The organism is Algimonas ampicilliniresistens (assembly GCF_030159955.1).
Lineage (GTDB): Bacteria > Pseudomonadota > Alphaproteobacteria > Caulobacterales > Maricaulaceae > Litorimonas > Litorimonas ampicilliniresistens.
In genome coordinates this window covers 354,711-377,402 of sequence record NZ_BSNK01000001.1, presented here as the reverse complement: position 1 = coordinate 377,402, position 22,692 = coordinate 354,711, and the positions used below count along the sequence as shown (strand labels likewise).

The window sequence follows — 22,692 nt, the reverse complement described above, 5'->3', positions numbered from 1 at the left end:
TATAGCCTGACTTTGACATCACTTTTCCAGCTGCACTCGATCGGCTTCGGCAAAGGGTGTGTAGGTTGAAACGATAACTCGATCGCCTTCGGACAAGCCGTCAAGAATCTCGATATGGTCGCTATTTCTGCGCCCAGTGCGTATGGGTACGCGGTTGGCAGTCTGCCCGGACTCATCAAGAAGAAACGCCCAATTTCCGCCAGTGGTCTGCAAGAAGGGGCCATTTTCAACGATCAGTGCGGATTGTGATCCGCCAAGCGATAACCGTAACGATAGTGTTTGACCGCGTCGCAAATCATTCGGTGCGCCCCCTACAAAGAGAAGATCTGCCGTAAACTGACCGTCGATAATTTGCGGATAAACCTTCCCTATTTGGAGCTCATAATTACGGTCGGCCAGATCGACGCTCGCGGTCAAACCTGGCTGTATTCGATCTGCGTAGAATTCATCTACCCCAGCAACAATCTTGAAATTATTCGGGGAGTCTATTTGCCCGATACGTTCGCCACGCGCGAGGGACTGACCGATTTCGGCATTAAACGCCGTCAGCGTACCTTCAACAGGGGCCCTGATATTCAGCCCGTCCAGATTGCCACGCGCGACGGTAAGATTTTTGTTGAGACGTTCGCTGGCAGCACGCAACTGCTTAATCTGCAACCCCCCGAGGCGGGCGTCGGTTTCTTGCGCGTCTGCTGTGACGGCGCGGAGCTTTTGTTGATAATCGAGTTCATCACTTGAATCCTGATAGTCCGCCCGAAGAGAACCACCTTCGATCTCAACGAGCGGCTCAAGCCTTTTCGTAAGACGCGTCAGACGACGGATTTGATAATCAATGCCGATGATGTTTCGTGCGTGATCGATTCTGTTTCGCTCGATATCCAGTTCCAATGTGCGCAAATTATTGAGCTGCTCTTCAACCGCCGCTTCGCGTGACAGGACATCAAGCTGGAGCTGGCTGTTCGAAAGCACGGCCAGCAGATCACCAATCTTTACGCTCGCACCATCTTCGACGTGGACCGTCTCGACCCGACCGCCCTCGATCGCATCGAGAAACACGGTGCGCGCGGGAGTGACCTCCCCTCGTATTGGAATAAAGTCTTCGAATGACCCTTGGGAAACGGTTGCAATTCGCGTTCTGTCTAAAGCCGCAACTCTGATGTCAGGGTCCAGCGATTGAATTTGCCAGAGGATGACGATCGCCGCGATTATCAGGACCGCTCCAATCGCTAAGCCAAGCCAAATCCGCCAGACCGGGCGGTTTATTGTCCGATCCATACTAGACCCAGACAGGTCCGCTTTATGTGCGTCGCTGTTAGGGTCCTTGGTGGCTCGATTGAGGCTATCGGTTAGCATAGTCCTTCCTTCTAATGTCTAGCTTGAACCCTCCTTCGGTGTCTTTCTATAGGACTATGTGACTATTTTTTATTGTTGTTTTTCATGGGCTTAGGTGATTACGAGTTTATTCAACTGTTCGATATCGAACATACAGTGTACGCAATCGAACATTATAGGTGTGAGGTAGAGAATCTTGCAAAAATCGGCTGGGCGCATTCTGATAGTTGATGATGACCCAGGCGTCGTCGATGCAGCCGCGTTGTTTTTGAAGCAGCGATTTGAATTCGTGGCGTCGATTACAACCCCTAGCGTGACGGAACGCATATTAGATACCCAACCCGGTTTCGATGCGGTCTTACTGGATATGAATTTCAGCAAGGGCGACAATAGCGGGCAGGATGGACTGGCACTGATTGACCGGATTTTAAACAGCCCGAGCGCGCCCTCCATTGTCTGCATGACCGCTTATGGCGATGTCGACCTAGCCGTAAAAGCTTTGCAAAAGGGGGCAGTCGACTTCGTCGTCAAACCTTGGGACAATGAAAAGCTAGCGGCGACTATGCGAACCGCAGTCCGCTTGAAACGCTCCGAGACCGAAGCCGACACCTATCGCGCAAAGACTCGAGCGTTGAGTAAAATCGGCAATCCTGCACAGCCCTTAATCGGTAACTCTACAGGCTTTAGGCGTGTGATCGAACTGGCGCGCCGAGTGGCGCAATCAGACGCGAACATTTTCATCCTCGGCGAAAACGGCGTGGGTAAAGATCTCGTTGCGAGAGAAATACACCGCCTGTCTTCACGATCAGACCAGCCATTCGTCACAATCGATCTGGGCACCATTCCCGAAAACATGGCCGATAGCGAGCTCTTCGGAACGGTTTCCGGAACAAAGCAGACCCGAATGGGTCGCATTGCTGCTGCCAATGGCGGGACACTCTTTCTCGACGAGATTGGTAACGCATCCCTTCCCCTACAATTGAAGCTTCTCACATTTCTCGAATGCGGCGAGATCACACCTGTCGGTGCAGACCGGGCGGTCAAAACAGACCTACGCATAATTGCAGCAACCAACCTGGATGACGAGCATCTTCACAATTCGGATCAGTTTCGAACAGACCTTCTCTATCGTTTAAATACGATCGAAATTCGTATTCCGCCTTTGCGTCATCGCCGTGATGACATTCCGTTGCTGGTTGATCATTTCGTTCGTCAGTATGCGGTTAAACATAATCAGCCCATACGGACCATCCCGTCTGACGTTGCAACCGCTTTGAAGTCGTATGACTGGCCGGGCAATGTTCGGGCACTCAGTCACGCCATCGAACGCGCAACGCTCTTGGCGGCAGGGGAGGCATTCTCTCAATCCGACTTTGCACTACACTCGAAGGATGCCCATCATGCATCGTCGCTTCGCCTCGATGATATCGAAAAGACCGCCGTCGCCGCCGCGATGCGTCGCCATGAGGGTAACATCTCACATGTCGCGAAAGAGCTAGGGTTGACCCGTGCATCACTCTATCGAAGGCTTAAGAAATATGATCTCTAAAACTCATGGCCCAACGTTAGCCCTGCAAGTTTTGGGTATTGTTGCTGTCGCCTTGCTTATATCTCTGACCGCCACACAGACCCAAGCCTATGTCACTATGGGTTTACTTTGCACGCTTCTGGGCATCCAATCTTGGTTGCTCTTTCGAAGCGCGCGTCGTGGCCAGACTGAGATTGCGCGGTTTGCAGACTCCCTGCGATATGGCGACTTCAACCAAACATTTAGCTCCGCACATCTTACCAGCGAACTTTCCAACGCGTTTAACGGCGCTCTGGATTCATTCCGGACACTCAACGTGGTTCGTGATGCAGAGAAAGCAAAACTGCGAGCCCTACTAGATGAAGCTCCGAATGCCCTCATCACGCTAGATTCGAATGATTTGTTGAGCTGCTTAAACATCGCAGCGCGCAAACTCTTCGGCCAAGCCAGTGAGGCCAGCATCCATATTGACGCAATCTCAGATCGAGAATTGGCGCAAGCCATCAAGCAAATGCGATCAGGAGAGCGGCGTTTAATCCGCTCCGAAAATAACGGCCTCACTCATCGCATAACACTGACCGCCAATGCGCTAACCGTGCGCGGCTCAGACCTTAAAATCGTCGCCATCAGAAATATCGATTCCGAGTTAGGGGCAGCGGAATTTGAAGCCTGGCACGATCTCGTGCGGGTACTCACTCATGAACTCATGAATACCGTCACGCCCGTCAACACCATGGCGCACACGGCGAAGGAATTAGTAGATGAGCTGTCAGTCGCCCAAATGCCGCTGAATAGTGAGCCGGAAACCCATGAACAATGGCAAGATTTGAGGTCGGCGGTTCACGCCATCGCAGGGCGCACTCTTGGCCTGAAGAAGTTTGCGGAATCTTATCGCAAGATTGCCCGCATTCCAGCGCCCGAAAAAAGGGATGTGCTCATTGGCCCATTCCTAAGCCGAGTTGCCGCATCCATGACAGACACGCTCGACAAAGTGCCTTTAAAAATCATCGAGGTCACTCCACAACTGCTTTCGAGGTTCGACCCAAATTTGATTGAGCAAGCCTTAGTTAATCTGCTCGCCAATGCTCGGGACGCAACTCTGGAGGCGGGCCAAACGACTCCGATCATTTTGTCTGCAGAGGATCGTGCCGACAGTCTATTGGTTCTGCGGGTTACCGATAGCGCAAATGGAGTTCGGAAAGACATTGAAGGAAGAATATTCACACCGTTTTTCACCACCAAGAGAGACGGAACAGGTGTGGGCCTAAGCCTAGTCAGGCAAATTGCACTCGCACATGGCGGCTACGCCCGATACGCGCCCAGAACCCCGTCCGGAAGCGTGTTCGAAGTCATTCTTCCAATGGAGTAGAAGACGTAGGCGATGGCCGATAGACTTCTAACTTCGCTTGAGAGCCCCAATAGGGAGTTGAAGGATACTCGCTCAGGTCAGTCTACGGATCCGTTTTCCGACGCTGCTTTACGTACTCAATCGTCTGATCGACCTGCTCAGACGAGAGACCTAGATAGCCTCTTGGGTCCAACAGTTGGTCTATTCGGTCATGCAAATGAGCAGAGAGAACAGGATCGTTTAACAAGGCCTCTCGGAAAGACAAATCCTCAACAAGGGACATTTGCGCTGCTTTGCGAACTCGCTCTTCCGCTTCTGATCTTGCGATTTTTTCGGATAGAAACAGCATTAAACGCTGAGCCATGACCATGCCGTCCGTCAGATTGACGCTCTCCAACATTCTGGACTCATCGACGACGATCACATCGATCATTTTTCGTGTGTCCCGTATCATACGGGACGCTTCCAAGCTGATCTCTTCAACAATACGGTTGGGGCCGGAGGTGTTGTCACGTTCGAATGTGTTTTCGACATCATCAAGCAGGATTTCAGCCAGACGCGGAATCTTTCGGCTATGGGCTATTACACGTTCTGGCATCCGCGGATTACGCTTATGCGGCATGGTGCTGCTGCCGACATTCGTGTCCGGCTGACGTTCTGACAGTTCGCCAATATCTGTACCCATGAGACGGAAGATTTCAGCGCCCATCGCGCCGTAGGATTTCGAGATCAGAGCAAGCACCTGACCATACTCGGCAAACACGTCACGAGAGCCGTGCCAGTCAGCTGGTTCAGGGTCAGACAGACCTAGAGCTTTAGAAACATCCCGCTCTATCAGATGTCCTTTGGGACCTAATCCCAAATGAGTACCGACCGCGCCCTTCAAGACACCGCGAGACTCGACACGGATAAGCACCTCTTTCAATCGCTCAATATTGCGACGGTTCTGCGCCGCCCAAACGGCAACCTTTTTACCAAATGTAATCGGCAAGGCATGTTGCCCGATCGTTCGGCCGATCATGACCGTGTCTCGATGCTGCTCGGCCAGTCCGAGCAGAGCGACTTCAATCTCTCGCATGTCCTCGATCAGATGCAGAATACTATCCCTCACCTGTAGAACTCGTACTGTGTCGTATATGTCTACAGTCGTAACGCCGTAATGCAGATAGTTGGCGGCCTCCGAGTCCAGATGCTCACTCCAGACATTGAGCAGCGCGACCATACGGTGATTGGTTTTCTTATATTCAGCCGCAAGCGCCTCTTGCGGAACATATTTCACATCGGCCTTTGCACTGATGTGATCGGCTGCCGATTGCGGGATCACGCCATGAACCGCCTGCGCTCTGGCAATGGCGGCTTCGATATCGAGAATGCGTTGGTTACGATTATCGGGCAGAAATACGCGCTCAATCGTATCGGGTTTCGCCGAGATTTTCAGTTGATCGGGTAAGGCCTGCGCAGACAGGAAACTGCTAGGTGCAGCGTAGACAAGCGTTGTGACGGCAAGTGCAAGCAGCCTCGTTTTCATCGCGAAGCCTCCTCCAGCAGCAATGTCATCATCTCCTCGGCAAACACTTGGCTTGCCGCCTCAATGGCGGCAACGGATGTATCATCACCGACCTCAAACGTCATCGCTGGGACTCCATAGGTGCGGTACATGTAGTTCTTCGACACGGGTCGGTCCGATGTTGTGTTGGCTTCTCGCGTGAAGGCGTAGACATCATCTGTCAGTTTAGCTTTGACGCGGTCAATCCAGTTCCGAGTGAAGTCGGCAGGGACTGTCGGCTCTTCATCCGTCTGAGTGTAAATGAGGTTTCGCCAAGTGGAGTGAAAATCTAGGAATAAAACGATGTCATCTTGACCAGATTCAAACCGTCGAAACTCGTTTTGAGCCGCTTGCGTTTCTGGCTGAGTAAATGGCCCCCAATCCCGGTTAAGGTCCAAACCCGAAACATTGTGGCGCCAATGACCCTTGAGCACGCCGTCAGGGTTGATCAGAGGAATGACAATTAGATTATATTCGTCCCGGAACCGCTGTGACAACGCGCTATCATTCCAAATCGTATCAACGAAGGGGATCAGCGCCTGTGCACCCGTCACTTCCGGCGGATGTTGCCGACCGATGATGACCACATATGGCTTGTCAGCCAAAGGCGCATCCACTTCCTCGAGCTTGAAAATTGGCTGCTCTTCGACAGACTGACCAATTTGATCAAGTTTGACAAAATTCAGCCTCGCCTTTTCCCGCATCCATGCGAGATGATCTTGCGTGTCGATAATTGGCTGGGCCGCAATCCGCACTGAGTCCGACGCGGGCGTGATGTTAAACCGAGCCGAAGACTTATCCTCCGTAACAAAGACAGTGTCCGTAATATCTTGCCAACTGCCATCACCCTTCTGCAGTTTCGGACTATATCGGTGTGTTCCACCTTCATAGACGAGGGTAATCGGGACGGTGATGTTCTCGGCGCCCATTATGTCAAAGGCGTACCAAGGGCTATTGTTGATAGGCGTGTTTTCCGGAGAGATCACAATACGGTATCCGTTCGTATCGCAGGATACGGTGTTCAATTGCCCGCTTTCGAAGTCTGTTTTGAACTCCACTGCATTGAGATCACACTGATAGGACGGCGTCGTTGCGCAGGCGGAAACCCACAGTCCCATGACTAAATATGGTGCTAATTGACGTCTCATAGGGTCACCCAAATACGAGAGGAACAAGCTTTAGAGCCACCAGCGACAGAACGATGACGCCGATAATATTCAAGACGAAACCAGCACGCATCATACGCGGGATCGAGACACGCCCGGAACTGAAGACGATGGCATTGGGGGGTGTTGCGACCGGAAGCATGAAGGCACAACTTGCTGCCAAGGTAACAGGAATAACGAATACCAGCGGGTCTTGACCTGTCTCGACCGCAATCGCGGCCATGACGGGCAAGATCGTCGCCGTCGTCGCAAGGTTACTCGTCAATTCTGTCAGGAAAATTACCAACAAGGCTGAACAGACGACGAGCACAGCAATATTGATTTCGCCTAATGGTGCGAGTTGCTTGCCGAGCCAGAGTGTCAGCCCGGTCGCCGTCATGCCACCTGCGAGAGCCAAACCGCCGCCGAAGAGAATGAGGACGCCCCAAGGCAGTCTTTTCATGTCCTCCCAAGTGATCAAGCCCTCACCTGTCTTACCGCTGGGAATGATGAAGGCCGCAACAGCGGCTGCCATGGCAACGCCGGAGTCAGTTAGACCCGTCAGGCCCGTTACGGCGACGATTTGTTTTCGAAGCACCCACCCCAAGACAAGCGCAATGAACAGATAAAGGGTTCGCCTTTCCGCTACGCTCATCGTCCCAAGCCCGGTATATAGATGATCAATATGAGAGCGTGCCTGTTGGGTCGCCCGGAAATTGACGGGATATAAGAACCGGGTCAGCACGAGCCACGTCAACGGCAGCATGATCAAGGCTAACGGCACACCGACAATCATCCATCGCAGGAAATCAATGTCCATCTGATAGCTATCGGCCATGAAGCCGACCATAAATGTGTTCGGCGGCGTGCCGACTAATGTCGCCATCCCACCCAACGTCGCCGCATAAGCTAACCCTAGCAGCATGGAGGTCTCAAAGTTTGAAATCTCAGTCTTGGAGAGCGAATCCGACATCGTATCGCGGATAACCAAAGTCACTGAAGCCGCGATCGGCAACAGCATCAGCGTCGTGGAGGTATTGGATATCCACATACTGATCAGCGCGGCCGCCGCCATAAATCCAGCAACAAGCGATTTCCCGTTCAAGCCGGCCATTCGGAAAACTTTCAAGGCAGCTCGCACATGTAACCCCGAACGCTCAATCGCCAGAGCGATGACGAACCCCCCCAAAAAGAGATAGATAATTGGATGCGAATAGGATGAGGCTGTGACCGACATAGTATTAATGCCGAACAGCGGAAACAAAACGAGAGGCAGAAAAGCGGTGACAGCCACGGGGATCGCCTCCGTCGACCACCAGATCGCCATCCATGCCGCGAACGCAGCGGTTGCCGTCCCTGTCAATGACAAACCATCCGGTCTAAAAAAGAGGAAGAGCAGGATGGCAACCATTGGCCCGGCTGCCAGACCAATGTTTTGAGACACCCCCCGTGACGCGTTTGAGTCTGAGGTCACGAGGTTAGCCTTTTCCAGTATGGTGAGAATCGATCTGAGCGGCAGCTGCTATAGCCATGCCGTGATTGTCATGGGCGACATCCGGGATAATTTGAAATGTCCATCTCGCGGGCACGCCAAGCCTATCAGCCTGCTCCTTAGCCACTTTTAGAAAATTGAAGCCCCGTTCAAAACGGTGCTGACCTTGTGCCTTCGCTTCCGGTGTCTGGCGCAAATTACGGCTTGTCGGATCAATATCCCGGTCCCCAAGAAGAAGGACGAGATCCCGAGATAGAATATCCGGCATAGCGATCGGTTTCGCAGGCGCATGCTTTAAGCCATAAGGCCAATCCCAATTCGTGTTGGGTAAAGTATACCAACCAGCATTGGCGGCGTAGGCCTGTTCAAACCGTGCGTCAGAATTGAAATAGACAAAGCGGTGAACGAATTGCGCCCCTGCGGAATGGCCGAATAGATAATATTTAGCATTATCGACTCCACGGCGCGCTTTGATCTGGTCGAATAGCGGATCAATTGCATCAAATGCGCGCCCGTCTGCATTCGACAATCCGCCAAGATTATAGTTTTTCGATTTCGGAAAATCTGCCTTTGAGAATTCGGGTGCGTAGACTGCCAGACCATACTGATCTGCTAGGTCGATCCAATTGTCACGATAGTCATCAGCGTTGCGGTTAACGCCGTGCATGACAATGACGATGGGCGCGTCCGGCGAAAGACCGTCCGGCTCCGCATAATGTATTGGAAGGACGGGACCATCCCAGTTTGAGAACTCAAACGCACCTATTTGAACAGATTGCGCAAAGACTGGGCTGACCGATAGCCAGGCAAATAATACCAGTACACCCGCCGCCAAAAAGCGGCGGAATGAAAAACTGTGTCTGGCCGAATAGGCCGAAGGCATCGTCTAGACCGCCGAGCCGCTTAGAATCGTTTACTGACATCGAAATAGAAGTAGCGACCTCGAGATGAGTGATACTCGTTGAAGTACCCAAAGTTCTCATCCGCAAGAGGCGGTTTCACGTCGAACGCATTGTTCACGCCTACTCTGAAACGCGTATTGTCGAACACGCCTTTGCGGTCAAAACTATACTGGGCGTAAAGGTTGGTTAAGCCAACGTCTTGGACGACAAACGGATTGCCATCGGGGTCGAGACCTGGGCCTTCCTCGATGAAGTCACCTGTGTAGCTATATCTGGCTCCGGCACCAAAACCGCTATCGGTGCGCCACCTGACACTGGCGTTAGCTTGCCATTCAGGCTGGCCATTAATACCAACAATATCACCTTCTTGCGAAATCGAAATATCGTCCGAGATGAGACCTGAATCGATTGCTTCGCGAATGAGAATTGAGCCCGGAGATAGACCAATAAAATAATCGGTCATTTGTGTTGCGTTGAATTTGAAACCGAAATCGCCCAACGGGGTGCCGTCCAGATCGTAATAGACGGCGTAATCGATGCCCTTCACACGTTGGGTTTCATTGTTGTCATAAGTATCCCGCGTAAAGTCGATAGCTCCGAAAGGATTAGCCTCGAACGCGGTGCCTTGGAAAAACGCAATATCGTCTACGTTTGGGGCAAGCCGAACAACGTTCGGGTTAGAAGAACCGTTCAAGCGCAGCACCAAGTCTAAGTTGATCTGATTTGTTGCGCCGAAGACACCAACAACATTTTCACGTTTGATATCCCATCGGTCAACGGTCACCGTCAGATTGTTCAAGAACGAAAGTCCACCTGAGAGACCGCGAGGTTCAAACACACCGCCAAACGTAATGTTGCGCGCATCCTCTGGACCAATATCGTCAGCCACTTCCCGACGTTCCAGTGTGGAGTTCGAAAAGCCGATACAATCGCCAAACTCGGCAAAAGTCCCGTTTTGCACGCCCGCTTCGCAGAAAGCAGAATCTTCGCGGAAGTTGGATCGGCCGACAGCTTGGTTGATGACTAGCAGGTTGGGTGCGCGGAAGCCTTTGGACCAAGCGCCTCTTAGTTTTAAGGCATCGAACGGTTTCCACGCCGCAGCAACGCGAGGCTTGATACCAGATCCACCAAAGTCGGAGTAATCCTCATAGCGCGCCGCTAATTGCAAATCGAATGTATCCACCAATGGGATATTCATTCCGGGGCTAACAAGCGGCACCGAGGCTTCACCGAATATGGCAACCACAGTGCGAGACCCTTCTGAATCCGGCGTACCGGTCGAATTCACCACATCAGAGTCAGACACAGCTCCGGTCACAGCATTGGTATATGTAATCGTGCCATCAAGGCGATCGTCTCGGTCTTCGGTATAGCTTTCGCGACGGATCTCCATGCCAGAGGCTAGCCCTACCGGACCGCCCGGTAATGAAAAAGCGGCACCATTTGTCACTTTAAAATCCGCGAGCAATAGCGTCGACGTGGTCAGACGTTCGACCGAGATGATGAAAGGATCAATCAGGCTGCGATCATTACCGGGCGCGTCCCCGAAAGATGGGTTGCTCTGATTTCCGCCATTGAAAATATTGTAAACGTTAGGTGTTTCATTGAACAATGCCTGCTGAAAAAGGGTCGACGACACGCGGTTAGACGTGATGTCGTCTGTTTCGGCATGATTCCAAAGCAGCGCCGTATCCCAATCCCAGCCCGAGTCGCCAAAGTCACCTTTGAAGCCGGTTAAAGCCCGGAAGGATTTATTGACAACGTTCACGTTGCGCGTGCCAACATCATCGAGACGAAACCGTCCAGAATCGACAAAAACAGGCAATCCTTCATCCGGCACATTAGTGAGACCGGGCAAGCGGTTAGGATTGAGCGAGCCATCAGAAAAGCGCACGGGACCAAACGGGTTATAATAATAATTGGCGGGGATCACGATATCGCCGCTGCCGAGCGGAGAGGAGCTAGAGTTAATCGGTTGGGTTTCGGCGTAATAGAAACCAAGTTCGCTATAATGGCGGACACCATTATCGAGATCACGATTTACAAAAGCAAAGAGATTTACCCGGTCACGGTCGGACACAATCGACTTATCGAAGTCATCATTGAACCGCAGATCGCGATCAAGGGAGCTATCATCGATACACAGACCAAGGTCAGCGAGGTTACCAACAGCCGTTCCTCGGCACCCAGAAAAACTAGTGGGTTGGATATGGAAGCGACCACTTGATGTCGTAAGCGTCGTACCGTCCTGGCGAACGCGTGTTCGGGATGTCGTTCGCAGTGTGAACTGCCCCCACGGTGAGCCGGTCGTGCGGTTATCGAATGAAGTGTCACCTTCAAAACTTGTCCCAACAACAAAAGGACGCAGATCAGCAGCAGCGGTGAAGTCTTGCTCACTCGCCATTTGCCCATCACGCTTTGAATATTCAGCGAAGAAGGAAACATTGGTCTTTCCACCTTCGAAATCCTTGCCGCCAGTGACCGTGATGCTCGACTCATCAAGCCCGGTATTTTCAGCAAAGCCTGTTCGGGCAGAGAAGCTCAAACCTTCATAATTGTCTTTGAGGATCATGTTCACGACCCCAGCGACGGCGTCAGAGCCATAAATTGCTGAGGCACCATCATTAAAGACCTCCATACGACGCACGCCGCCTACAGGCAGTGCGTTCGTATTGACCGTCGTGACAGGCGTAGAAAGCTCGGCTTGTGTGCCCGGATGGTTTACGACCCGGCGACCATTCAGCAGCACCAATGTCCCGCTGGAGCCAATGGACCGAAGGTTGATGGAGGCGACGTCTCCCCGCGCATTATTGGGCGTAACATTGTTAGATCCATTGAACTCTACGGCACCATTTGACGGCAGAGATCGAATGAGGTCTTCCCCATCAAGCGAGCCAATACTTTGCAAATCTTCGCTAGTAACTACCGTCACAGGTAAGGCTTCATTGACGCGCGCCCCTTGAATAAAGGTCCCTGTCGTGATGACTTCGTCATCGTCAGTCACATCCTGAGCATGAACTGAAGTCGCTGCAGCCATAACCATGGCTGTCGACAGCATAAGAGAATGCTTAACTTGAACGCGCATTGTGAATCCCCTGAATATACGTCTTGTTTGAACTCAGCCTATCTCCAATCTGAAAGCAGTCAACAAAAAACATACAACTGGTTCAGTTTTGGTGTAGAGGTTCGTATGTCGAAAGAATTAAAGGCCCCTCATGAAGCAGTTTAAGACATGACGAAAACCGGCTCTGAAAAACAAACATCTCGCAAACGCGCAGAAATTCTCGCGCGCGCCGTCGAGCTGTTCAATGCGGATGGATACCACGACACCCGCCTTGAAGACATTGCGAACGAGGTCGGCAAAAGCAAAACGAGTATCAGCTACCACTTCCGATCCAAGGATGCCTTGCTGGAGGAAGCTCTATCTATCTCTTGTGCGTTCAATACGCATGAGTTGGACTTAGCCTCAGAGGCTGGAACAGGTCTGGAGCGCATCCTTTCGCTTGTGCGTCGCAGAGCAGAAACGCATGCAGCCGCGCTTGCGGGACGGACGCCTCCAACCCCGCTACTGTCTGACATCGAGGCCGTCTCACAGAGCTCAAACCCCGAAATATTGGCAAAGCATGATGCGCAGATCGAACGCATTTGCGCGTTCATTCAATCAGGAATTGATGACGGATCCGTCGACGTACAGTCGCCAGCGGCAGCCACTTTTTTCCTTTTAAACCTTCTACATTGGCTACCGCGTTGGTTTGCCAGCATGCCCAATGCGCATCATGAAAGCGCGATGGACGGACTTTGCGACCTTTTACGAAATGGGATCGTTCTCGATCCAGATCGACGCATTAGTCGTACGAATCTCCGACAGCAATTGGATCATTATCCAGCCATATTTGATCGATCTGTTCGCAACCAGCTTAAGCGCGATGCCTTTTTGCGAACCGGGATCAGATTTCTGAACAGAACCGGCTTTCGGAAACTCTCATTGAATGATCTTGCAAAGGAACTGGGCGTCACCCGGGGAGCCTTCTACTATTATATTTCCGATAAGGATGATCTGCTTGAGCGATGTTTTGATCGCACATGCGACACGATTGAAAATGCTTTGGATCGGGCGAGGCGAGACACACAACTCGACGCAATTACTGTGATCGAGCAAACCTTGCGCACATTGTTCGAAGGTCACATTACCGACCTTGATCCCCTTATCCGGTTGAACCTGCTCAGTTCAGTCAACTCGGCTAAGAGAAAGGTCATCGAAGCCAGGTTGAAACGTTTGAGAGCCTCTTTCTCAGAGATAATCGCTATCGCCATGCTAGATGGATCGGCTAGATCGATCGATCTTGACGCCTTAGAAAACCTTTTTATGGGTACGCTCTTCTCGGCTAGCCAATGGCGCTTGGCGGCAACTCCATTACACCAATCATGGAACCCCGCTGTAGAACCTGTCGCAGCGTCTGCCGCTTACTTTGAGCCTCTACTGACGGGGTATGCGCGGAAAGAAGGCTAGTCCGGCTTTGGCGCTGATTTATCGACCATGACCGCAGCCGTGATCTGTCCGATCACGTTGACGGCACTACGCATCATGTCTGGAATACGGTCAATGCCTAGCATGAGCGCCAATCCTGCAACGGGCACGCCGATAGCTTCAAGCGCAGGCGCCATCGTCACCACACTTGATGATGGCACGGGTGCCACAGTCAGCGAAACGAGGAAGGTTGCCAAGAGCACAGCGCCAACCGTTCCCAAGGCAATGGGCACACCGTAAATATGTGCCAGAAAGACGATAGCCGCACCCTGAAACAGAGCGCTTCCGGGGCGGAAGATCGACGCTCCGAGCGGAACGAGCAGATCTGCGGTCGTGTCAGACACGTCTAGATTCTTGGTCACCTCTTCCAGCGTGACCGGGATCGCGGCAGCCGTACTGGTCGTGGAAAAGGAAATCGACATAGCGCCTAATATGCCCTTGAAAAACTTTAGGGGCCCCAGCTTTGCAAAGATTAAAAGGAGCGGGACGAATACAACCGCCACGAACAGTATAAGTGCCAGCGCCACACTGATGATAAACACGCCAAGGCTTTGAATAATACCCCAGCCCATTTGCGCGGTCGCCGGCGCGATTAGTCCGAACACGCCAATGGGAGCAACCAACAAGACCCACCAAACAAGCTTGATCAGCGCTTCCCCAATATCCTCTGCAGCTGTGATCATTCGCTCTCTGCGCTCGATCGGCAATGTTCCTGCCGCCGCAGCGAAAAGGGCTGTGAAAACGATCAAAGGCAGGATTGCGCCGTCAGCCGCCGCCGCAATTGGGTTGGGCGGTATCAAACTCACAATAAAGTCTGTGATGCTCTGCAATTGTGGAATTGGCACGTCATCGACGGGTGGCATGACCATATCTGGCACAAACCGCAGACCAAGTGCCATGACGCTCATGCCGATCAAGATCGCTGGCACCAGCGTCACCCAATAGAATACAAGGGTTTTCCCCCCGATTGTCCCAAGCTTCCTAATATCTCCAAGCCGCGCGACACTCGAAAATATAATCGCGACAACCAAAGGGATCACGATCATTCTGATCGCATTGATGAATAGCTTGCCAAGCGGGGCCGACTCTCGCGCGATAGCCTGCAGAACCGGGTTGCCGGTCATGGCAGCGCCCAAGCCAACACAAAGCCCCAGGAAAAGCCCTAACGCGATCAACTTATTCAGCATAACTACCTTGGCCCTTATCGCCGCGTTTCAGAGCACAGCGTGCAAAGGCTGCAGTCATTTGTACATCTTGGACTTTTGGAACGTCGTTTACAAAGTCCGCGTGGATATCGTTGAGCCAGTCCTTCATGGATTGTCTGGTGACGCCAATAGAAGCCGCATCATTTCCTCAGAGAATATTGTGGCCGACTCGGCGATAGCAGGCCGAGGGGTTTTGTCGCCAACCTCATAGGTAATAGAAGGAATTCCGAAACTTCCATACATATAGTTCTTGGAAATCGGTTGCCCGCCATTCGGACTCTCTTCCCGCGTATAAGGATATTCCGCCTCATCTAATCTGGCGTTCACCGCGGCAATCCAGTCTCGCGTAAACATGGCCGGGATTGTCGGCTCCTCATCAGCTTGCGTATAAAGCAGATTGCGTTTCGTAGAGTGGAAGTCGGTGAAAAATGCGACGTCATCTTCGCCTGTGTGAAAGCGTTGCAACGCTGATCGGACGGCTTGTGTTTCAGGTTGAGTGAACGGCCCCCAATCGCGGTTGAGATCTGTACCCCCCATATTAAACCGCCAATTTCCGTTTTCCGCGCCGTCAGGATTGACCATCGGTATAACGAGCAGATTGAAGCTATCCAGAAACTGCTCTGACAAGTCTGATCCATTCAGGATCGTTTCGACGAAAGACATTAGGGCGTAGGCCCCTGTCACTTCTGGCGGATGCTGGCGACCAATCAGGACAATATAGGGTTTCTCCTTATCTAGCTCGGTCTGAATGTCGATTTGTAGTAGCGCCCTACCTTGTACAGACCTCCCGATTTCCGAAACAGTCGCGTCAGTCCGTTCACCCACTTTACTTAGCCAAGCATAATGGGATGCAGGAGAGAAAATTTCCTGCGCTGAGACAAAGAGAGGATCCGCACCGGGCTTGAGGTTTAATTCCACAGACCTGTCGGAAATTTGTTTCACGCGATCTGAGGGTAACAGCGTCCAGTTTTGCCCATCGCGGCTTACTTTCGGATTGTAGCGATGTGACCCACCTTCATAATCGAGTCGAACCCGGACAGAACTTTTTGTTTTGGGCGCCACCCGGAATCCATACCAAGCACTATCGTTGATCGAAATCCCATTCGGGTCGACCATCGCTTCGGGCTGAATGTTCAAAACGAAATGGCGCTTTGATAGTGTCTGACAATCGGTAGCGCGAGACGTACTATATCCGGTTCGGATGGCCACATCGGCCGTCTCACAGAGGATTGTTTCTCCGGAAAGCAACGGCGCTGCAGGCTCGTCACCCATCGAAACTGTTGTGCAGCCTGCCAACGCGAGCGCACACCACAGCCCAAGCGGTGCCAATATTTTCATGAGGGGCCTCCGATCTGATTGGCAATGCGCTGCGCGCTGCCTGCCGCGAATGTGTAGCCAAGGGAACCATGACCAGCGTTCAGGAACAAGCCTTCAATAGAGGTTGGTCCGATCACGGGAATACCCGACGGCGTCATAGGCCGAGCACCTGTCCAGGCTGAAGGCTCAGCCTCATAGTCGGCAATATCGGGCCAGCAATTTCGGGCAATATCGATCAGGGTTTCAACTCTTCGCGCAGATCGCTCTTGCAAGGCGTTAATATCAGCAAAGCCCGCAATACGAATTTTATCACCAAGATTGGCGAAAACGATTTTGTGCGTCAGATCGGTGAGACTGGCTTTCGGAGCGTGGGCTTTCGCAGGGAGCGTTACGCTATAGCCTCGTACCGAGCAGATAGGCACAGACAATCCAAGAGGTCTAACCAATGCGTTCACGTCATTACCTAGACAAACTATGACGGCGTCGCAGCGCGTATGACCCGTCTCTGTAGTAACGCCGTCTATGCGACCTTGTTTGGTAGAAATGGAGTGGATGGTCTCCCCGAACCGGAATTTCGTTCCGTATTTCGTCTCCGCCTCATCTTTCAATCGGGTGCAAAAATAGACAGTGTCCAACGCACAATCGTCAGGCGCATAAAGACCACCCAAATTATTCCCACCCCAAGATTTGAGTGCCGGTTCAATCTCGACACATTGTTCGGCTGTGTGATATTTTTCCGATTGCAGCATAGCGCGCTGCTGCCCCAGTGTTTGCGCTAAGACGATTTTGCCTATCCCAGTTCGCCGCATCTTTGCTCCAGCAAAATCACGTTCAAATTCTGAAAGGGCCAATCGAGAGTCTTCAGCCAGTTGGTGCCTCTTCCGGCGACCACCTTCAAATAAGCTTGGCGTGCAATGTCGGAGGAATGAAAGCCCCCAGCCCAAGAAATTTGGTTTCAATGAGAGGTGGATTCGCATAGCCGGATCCAAGCCAACAAGAAAAGCCGGTAGTTTTCCAAGAATAGCCGGGCTGGCCATTGGATCCGTATGCGACCAAGACAGCTGAGCGCCATTGGCGTGGCTCGCCCCAGAGGCAACGCAATCCGCGCGATCGATCACCTCAACCTCATGTCCTAATCGTGACAAAGCGAACGCCGTCGATACGCCAACCACCCCAGCCCCGAGGACACAGATTTTCATGATCGCCCTCTTCAGCCAGTCACAGGAATCAATCGTTTAACACCTGCCAGCGCGTTGGTAGAACCACGCGCGTTAAACCACAATCAGCCGCGATCACTCATTCGAAATATGCCTAGGGATTGGCTCACGCTTGTTTCTCTCGCGCGATGTAGGCGTCAATAACGCGACCGAGGACTGTCATCGGTACATTGCCGCCTAGGACAAGTGCATCGTTAAAACGGCGGAAATCAAACTGATCACCCAATTCGCTTTTGGCCTTGTCGCGAAGTCGATTAATCGCCGAATGCCCGACCTTGTAGCCGCAGGCCTGCCCCGGCCATGCGCAATAGCGATCGACTTCGCCCCTCACCTCTTCGGGGTTGGAACCGTTGTTTTCGACAAACCACTGATTAGCCTCTTCACGCGTCCACCGTTTCGCATGCAGTCCCGTGTCCACGACCAGACGACAGGCACGGAAGGCCAAGGATTGCAGGTATCCCAGTCGGCCGACCGGGAAATCATCATAAACACCAAGCTCATCGGCGATCTGCTGCGCATAGAGCGCCCACCCTTCGGAGTAGGCGTTAAACGCCAGCAGTGAGCGTGTGAGGGATTGTTTGAACGCATATTCCCCTTGCCATACATGACCCGGGATTGCTTCATGATAGGTCAGGTCCGCGAGGTTGAATTTATTGTGCAAATCGGTCGAGCGTAGATTGATCCAAAAATGTCCGGGCTGCGTCCCATCGATCGACCCCGCACCGCCATATGCCCCGGGAGCACCGGCTTCCACATCTGGAGAAATACGTACAACTTCGAGAAAGCCCGGTACGAGTGTCTCGAACGCTTCAGGCATGCGGCTACGAATGTCGGTGACCGTGTTCTCAATAAAACTCATAATCTCAGCACGGCCTGGATCGCCGGGCTTGAAGTGATAGCGCTTATCCGCACCCAAGGCCGACATACGCGCGCCAACAGACCCGTTCGTATACCCAACCGATTGGAGGATGGGCTCCATCTGCGCGTGAAGGTCAGCCAGCTCGTCCAAACCCATTTGATGGACCTCATCCGCGCCCATCTTCGTCGTAGTGCTCGACCGGAGCGTCCAATCATAATAGGCATCACCGTCCGGCTTTGCCCAAACGCCCGCATCTGACGTCGCCTTGGGAGCAAGCGCCTCGAGCGCCTCAATCTGGCGGGTCAAAGCTGGGACAATGTCTTGCGCTGCGATTGACACGGCGGGGTCCTCATATTGGCCCAAATCTTTCGCGCGGGTCACGATAGATTGCACGATACCCCACTCTGCAGGCGATCGGTCACGCGCGTCCCGAAGCTGCGCCAATGTTTTCTCTAAGAGGAAATTCGGCAAAACAACGCCGCGGGCGCCATCAGCCATGACACGTTCGGTTTCTCCGTCCAGTTGGCCCGCATAGGCCTGCATACGTGTCAGATAGGCATCCGCATCATCAGTGGTTTTAACCGCATGGGAGGCATCCAAAAAGCTTGGAATTTCAACGAAGGCACCGGTGTTCTGAGCCACGGCATAGGGACTGTTGCGATAAGACCAGTTGTAATTCAACAGCGCAACATCGCCATAAGGATAGTTAAAGCCTTCCGCCGTGCGTTCGAATACGGAGGTCACGACATCCATATCCAAAGCGACGTCAGCCGAAAGCTTGTCTGTATCGACTTTTTGAAGCGCGGATAAAAGCGTATGAACATCGTTTGCGATTGCGGCTTGTCCGGCCGGGGACCGATCGGTCAGTTGCGACTTCAGCGCCACATACTCTCCCGTATCTACTCCGACGCTGGAGGCCGTTTCAGGGTAGGCACGAAGCATCAAATCCTTCGCGCTATCCAGGAGGGTCTTCGCTAAACCGTCGAAATTCTCAGTCGCAACAGGCGCACGCTGTGCACACCCTGCCGCAAGAACGCCAGATGAGGCAACCACGGCAGCTGAAGTTTGGAGAAGCTCGCGGCGAGAAAATTTCATGGCCTGATCCTATCGGTGTTCGAGACCAATAGATTGCGATGGATCGGATGCAGTAGCAATGGGCCAAGTTTGACTAGAGGGCGTTCCCAAAGTCAACTCTATGAGGGGACAACAACCTATCGACAGTAAAAGCCTGCCCGCATCTCAATTCTATGCCTGTATCCACTTATTTATTTCGCCAAAATCTTGCCGGACCGAACCTCTTCCAAAAAACGGTGCACTGCCCTGACATGCTCCGGCGTGGGCGGCGCGTGGGCAAAGTCATAACCATGTTGACTTCCCGGCAAATCGACGAATAGGACGGCGTTGTTCGAAACTCGCTCTAGGCTTTGCGCGAATGACTTGGCGCTTTCGAAATCCGCTAGGGCGTCATGACGGCCATGTAGGAACATCATTGGCGGGGCGTCTTGACCGATATAATTGATGGGCGAAGCTTGCTGCCATGCGTCCTTATGCGTGTTTGGCGACCCAGGCATGACCAGCATCGTCATAAACTTTTGCAGTTCTTCAAAGCCCCCACGCATCGCCCCATTGTCATTTAAGAGATCGTAGAGACCATAGACTGGGACGCAGGCGTCAATGGAACAATCAACCGTCTCAAAGCCCGGCTTGAACGATTGAGCATCGGACGCCAAAGCGGCCAAGGCGACCAAGTGTCCGCCTGCGGAGCCACCGGAAAGAGCGACAAAATCTGGATTCCCATTGTACCGTTCGATATTAGCTTTGATCCAAGCAACCGCCCGTAGAACATCTTGGATCATAGCAGGCATTCGCGTCCAAGGTCCCAGTCGATAATTAATATCGACAACAAGCCACCCCTGAGAGGCCATATACTGAATGAGTGGCTGTGACTGCTGGCCCTTGCGGCCAATAACCCAGCCTCCACCGTGTACAGTCATCAGCACGGGCATCAGAGAGGAAGGTGTCTTCTTGGGCGCGTAAACATCGACTAGGTTTCTTCGACCTTTGGGCCCGTAGGCAATGTTTTTAAGACGTGTCACACTCCGTCCGCGAAGACGGAAAGGAAACAGTGCACCCAACACAAACCGCCCAAACACGCCACCGCGCCTATTCCTCACGACTTTTGAAAGCTTCAAGCTGCCCCGCCATGCCCGGAAGAGTATGATGACGAAGAGTATGATTGTAGCGAGATTGGCAATCGCGATGACTGGCGAAGGTCTAGCCCCAAACTGGGCCAGATAAAGTGATCCGACCGTTGCCAGCAAAAGCGGCAAAGCCAAGACCTGACCCGCTAGGCTCCACCCAAAATAGACAAATGACAAATTACGGACTTTTCGCACAAGCGTGGTGTGGACCGCTCCGGCTAAAGCCGCGCCGAATAGATTCAGAGCCACCAAACAATGGATAAGAAACAGGATGGTTGGCATCTTATGTCCTTATCCAACTTTAGCTTCGATCAGCTTGCATGACGAGTTTCTTATAATCCCGCAAATCGCCATCATAGCGTTTGGCGCGGCCATTTTTGACCAGCCAGAGCTGATCCGCTGTCGCTTCCGCGAGGTAGACATCATGCGTGATCAGCAAGACAGCGCCCGGAAAGTCGTTGAGCGCATAAATCAGCGCCTCGCGGCTATCGATATCCAAGTGCGACGTGGGTTCATCCAAAATCAAGACGTGAGGCTTTTCGATAGACATTAGCCCCAACAAAAGCCGAACCTTTTCTCCGCCTGATAGTTTTTCAACTTTGGTTTCGACCTTCTCATGGGAGAAGCCCATCGCTGCTGCCGCGCCTCGAGCTTTACTCTGCGGCGTATCCTTAGGCAGTTTTTGCGTGACGTGATCTAGAACTGTTTCGCCCGCTGTCAGTTCATCCAACTGATCCTGAGAGAAATAGCCAATCCGTAAGCTTGACGAGGCTTTGCGGTGTCCGGTCATCAAGGGAAGACGTTGAGCGATCGATTTGACCAGAGTCGTTTTCCCCTGACCGTTAGCCCCAACAATGGCCACGCGATCGTCAGGATCTAAACGCAAATTGACGCCCGACAAAATCTTCGCATCCTCGCCATAACCGAGATCGGCATTTTCCAATTGCAGCATGGGCGGCGCGAGCTTTCCCTTTGGGGCTGGAAAGGAAAATGGCGTTGTACGTTCCGCAATCGGAATGGCGATGTCTTGCATCTTTTCGAGCATTTTGACGCGTGATTGCGCTTGCCGGGCCTTTGACGCCTTCGCCTTAAACCGATCCACAAAGGCTTGCAGGTGAGCTTTCTCAGCGTCTTGTTTTACTTTTTGCGCAGTGAGCTGTGCGGTCTTGGCCGCTTGCAACGTCATCCAATCATCATAGCCGCCGGGTGTAATCATCAGTTTTTGATGCTCAAGCGCCAACGTGTGCGTCACGGACCGGTTCAACAATTCGCGGTCATGGCTCACCATAATAACTGTGTGTGGGTATTTGCGGATATAGCCTTCGAGCCACGTCGCGCCTTCAAGGTCGAGATAGTTAGTTGGTTCGTCCAGCAACAGCACATCCGGCTCTGACACGAGAACACCCGCAATGGCGGCCCGCATCCGCCAGCCGCCCGAGAATTCCTTTGTCGCGCGGTGAAAGTCTTCTGTTTTGAACCCTAGCCCCGCCAACACGATAGCCGCACGCGTATCAGCATTCCACGCATCCATGTCAGTCAGGCGTTCATAAATCTCGCCAAGCTTGTCTGGATCAGACTCCGTTTCGGCTTGTTGCATCAGGCGATGACGTTCCTGATCAGCGGCGAGTACGACCTCCATGATCGTTTCGTCCGTCGCCTCAACCTCTTGGGCCACCCAGCCCAGACGTGCATTCTTATTCAGTCGTATAGAGGCATCATTTGTCGGGCTCTCAACTTCTTCACGAATGAGCCGCAGTAGTGTCGATTTCCCGGTGCCGTTGCGGCCAATCAGGCCAACCTTCCAGCCAGACGCGACCACTGCGCTCGCATTCTTGAACAAGGGACGCCCTTGAACGGCATAATCCAGGTCAGTAATCGCTAACATTCGCGCTCCCTAAGGAGTGAGCAAGAGAACACAAGCGTCCAGACTCACCTCGACGGAGCAGAATTACCGTGCTTTCAGAGCCGCGGCTCTGAAGTCCAGAACAGTAAATTCAGATATAAGACGAACGCTGTTAAGACCAAGTTGAACTTACAAAGCCATAGCTCAACCCTCAAATTCGAGTTAGAGA

At 52.6% G+C, this 22,692-nt stretch carries 16 protein-coding genes; 3 read left to right on the top strand and 13 right to left on the bottom strand.

What is annotated here, in order from left to right:
- Positions 1 to 18: 18 nt before the first annotated feature.
- A complete protein-coding gene (locus QQL54_RS01710) occupies positions 19 to 1,353 on the bottom strand; it encodes an efflux RND transporter periplasmic adaptor subunit (RefSeq protein ID WP_284386872.1) in 1,335 nt (444 codons plus the stop codon).
- A gap of 175 nt (positions 1,354 to 1,528) precedes the next feature.
- Between QQL54_RS01710 and QQL54_RS01705 the strand changes: the two genes are divergently transcribed.
- A complete protein-coding gene (locus QQL54_RS01705; RefSeq protein WP_284386869.1) occupies positions 1,529 to 2,881 on the top strand; it encodes a sigma-54-dependent transcriptional regulator in 1,353 nt (450 codons plus the stop codon).
- Positions 2,871 to 4,229: a sensor histidine kinase gene (locus QQL54_RS01700; protein WP_284386867.1), complete on the top strand. Its 1,359-nt coding sequence runs from the start codon at positions 2,871 to 2,873 to the stop codon at positions 4,227 to 4,229. Before QQL54_RS01705 ends, QQL54_RS01700 begins: the two co-directional genes overlap by 11 nt.
- An 82-nt stretch (positions 4,230 to 4,311) precedes the next feature.
- Here the strand turns inward: QQL54_RS01700 and QQL54_RS01695 are convergent, their stop codons facing one another.
- Genes QQL54_RS01695 through QQL54_RS01675 form a run of 5 tightly spaced genes read right to left on the bottom strand, consistent with a single transcriptional unit; the run spans position 4,312 to position 12,330 of the window.
- Positions 4,312 to 5,736 (bottom strand): lyase family protein, encoded by a 1,425-nt coding sequence (locus tag QQL54_RS01695; protein WP_284386865.1) that lies wholly within the window; start codon positions 5,734 to 5,736, stop codon positions 4,312 to 4,314.
- Positions 5,733 to 6,902: a M14 family metallopeptidase gene (locus QQL54_RS01690; protein ID WP_284386863.1), complete on the bottom strand. Its 1,170-nt coding sequence runs from the start codon at positions 6,900 to 6,902 to the stop codon at positions 5,733 to 5,735. Before QQL54_RS01690 ends, QQL54_RS01695 begins: the two co-directional genes overlap by 4 nt.
- A 4-nt stretch (positions 6,903 to 6,906) precedes the next feature.
- On the bottom strand, positions 6,907 to 8,373 hold the full coding sequence (locus tag QQL54_RS01685) for an SLC13 family permease (protein WP_284386861.1): 1,467 nt from the start codon (positions 8,371 to 8,373) through the stop codon (positions 6,907 to 6,909).
- 4 nt (positions 8,374 to 8,377) lie between these two features.
- The gene (locus tag QQL54_RS01680; protein ID WP_284386859.1) at positions 8,378 to 9,274 is read right to left on the bottom strand and encodes a PHB depolymerase family esterase; all 897 of its coding nucleotides are present in this window, start codon (positions 9,272 to 9,274) and stop codon (positions 8,378 to 8,380) included.
- Positions 9,275 to 9,294: 20 nt separating this feature from the next.
- Positions 9,295 to 12,330, bottom strand: coding sequence for a TonB-dependent receptor domain-containing protein (locus QQL54_RS01675; RefSeq protein ID WP_284386857.1), 3,036 nt, complete (start codon positions 12,328 to 12,330; stop codon positions 9,295 to 9,297).
- 195 nt (positions 12,331 to 12,525) lie between these two features.
- Here QQL54_RS01675 and QQL54_RS01670 point away from each other — a divergent pair, with 195 nt between their 5' ends.
- Positions 12,526 to 13,803: a TetR/AcrR family transcriptional regulator gene (locus tag QQL54_RS01670; RefSeq protein WP_284386855.1), complete on the top strand. Its 1,278-nt coding sequence runs from the start codon at positions 12,526 to 12,528 to the stop codon at positions 13,801 to 13,803.
- On the opposite strand, the gene QQL54_RS01665 is transcribed toward QQL54_RS01670, so the two are convergent.
- The 7 genes from QQL54_RS01665 to QQL54_RS01635 form a co-directional block, all read right to left on the bottom strand.
- The gene (locus QQL54_RS01665; RefSeq protein ID WP_284386853.1) at positions 13,800 to 14,945 is read right to left on the bottom strand and encodes a dicarboxylate/amino acid:cation symporter; all 1,146 of its coding nucleotides are present in this window, start codon (positions 14,943 to 14,945) and stop codon (positions 13,800 to 13,802) included. The two genes, QQL54_RS01670 and QQL54_RS01665, sit on opposite strands and share 4 nt — an antisense overlap.
- Before the next feature lie 52 nt (positions 14,946 to 14,997).
- Positions 14,998 to 15,135 carry a hypothetical protein gene (locus QQL54_RS01660; protein ID WP_284386852.1) on the bottom strand — a complete coding sequence of 46 codons (138 nt, stop codon included), beginning with the start codon at positions 15,133 to 15,135 and terminating at the stop codon, positions 14,998 to 15,000.
- Positions 15,132 to 16,364, bottom strand: coding sequence for a M14 family metallopeptidase (locus QQL54_RS01655; RefSeq protein WP_284386850.1), 1,233 nt, complete (start codon positions 16,362 to 16,364; stop codon positions 15,132 to 15,134). Before QQL54_RS01655 ends, QQL54_RS01660 begins: the two co-directional genes overlap by 4 nt.
- Positions 16,361 to 17,575: an FAD-dependent oxidoreductase gene (locus QQL54_RS01650; protein WP_348520693.1), complete on the bottom strand. Its 1,215-nt coding sequence runs from the start codon at positions 17,573 to 17,575 to the stop codon at positions 16,361 to 16,363. Before QQL54_RS01650 ends, QQL54_RS01655 begins: the two co-directional genes overlap by 4 nt.
- Positions 17,576 to 17,666: 91 nt before the next feature.
- Positions 17,667 to 19,514: a DUF885 domain-containing protein gene (locus QQL54_RS01645; RefSeq protein ID WP_284386846.1), complete on the bottom strand. Its 1,848-nt coding sequence runs from the start codon at positions 19,512 to 19,514 to the stop codon at positions 17,667 to 17,669.
- 170 nt (positions 19,515 to 19,684) lie between these two features.
- Positions 19,685 to 20,902 (bottom strand): alpha/beta hydrolase, encoded by a 1,218-nt coding sequence (locus QQL54_RS01640; RefSeq protein ID WP_284386844.1) that lies wholly within the window; start codon positions 20,900 to 20,902, stop codon positions 19,685 to 19,687.
- Positions 20,903 to 20,921: 19 nt separating this feature from the next.
- A complete protein-coding gene (locus QQL54_RS01635) occupies positions 20,922 to 22,505 on the bottom strand; it encodes an ABC-F family ATP-binding cassette domain-containing protein (protein WP_284386842.1) in 1,584 nt (527 codons plus the stop codon).
- Positions 22,506 to 22,692: the final 187 nt, after the last annotated feature.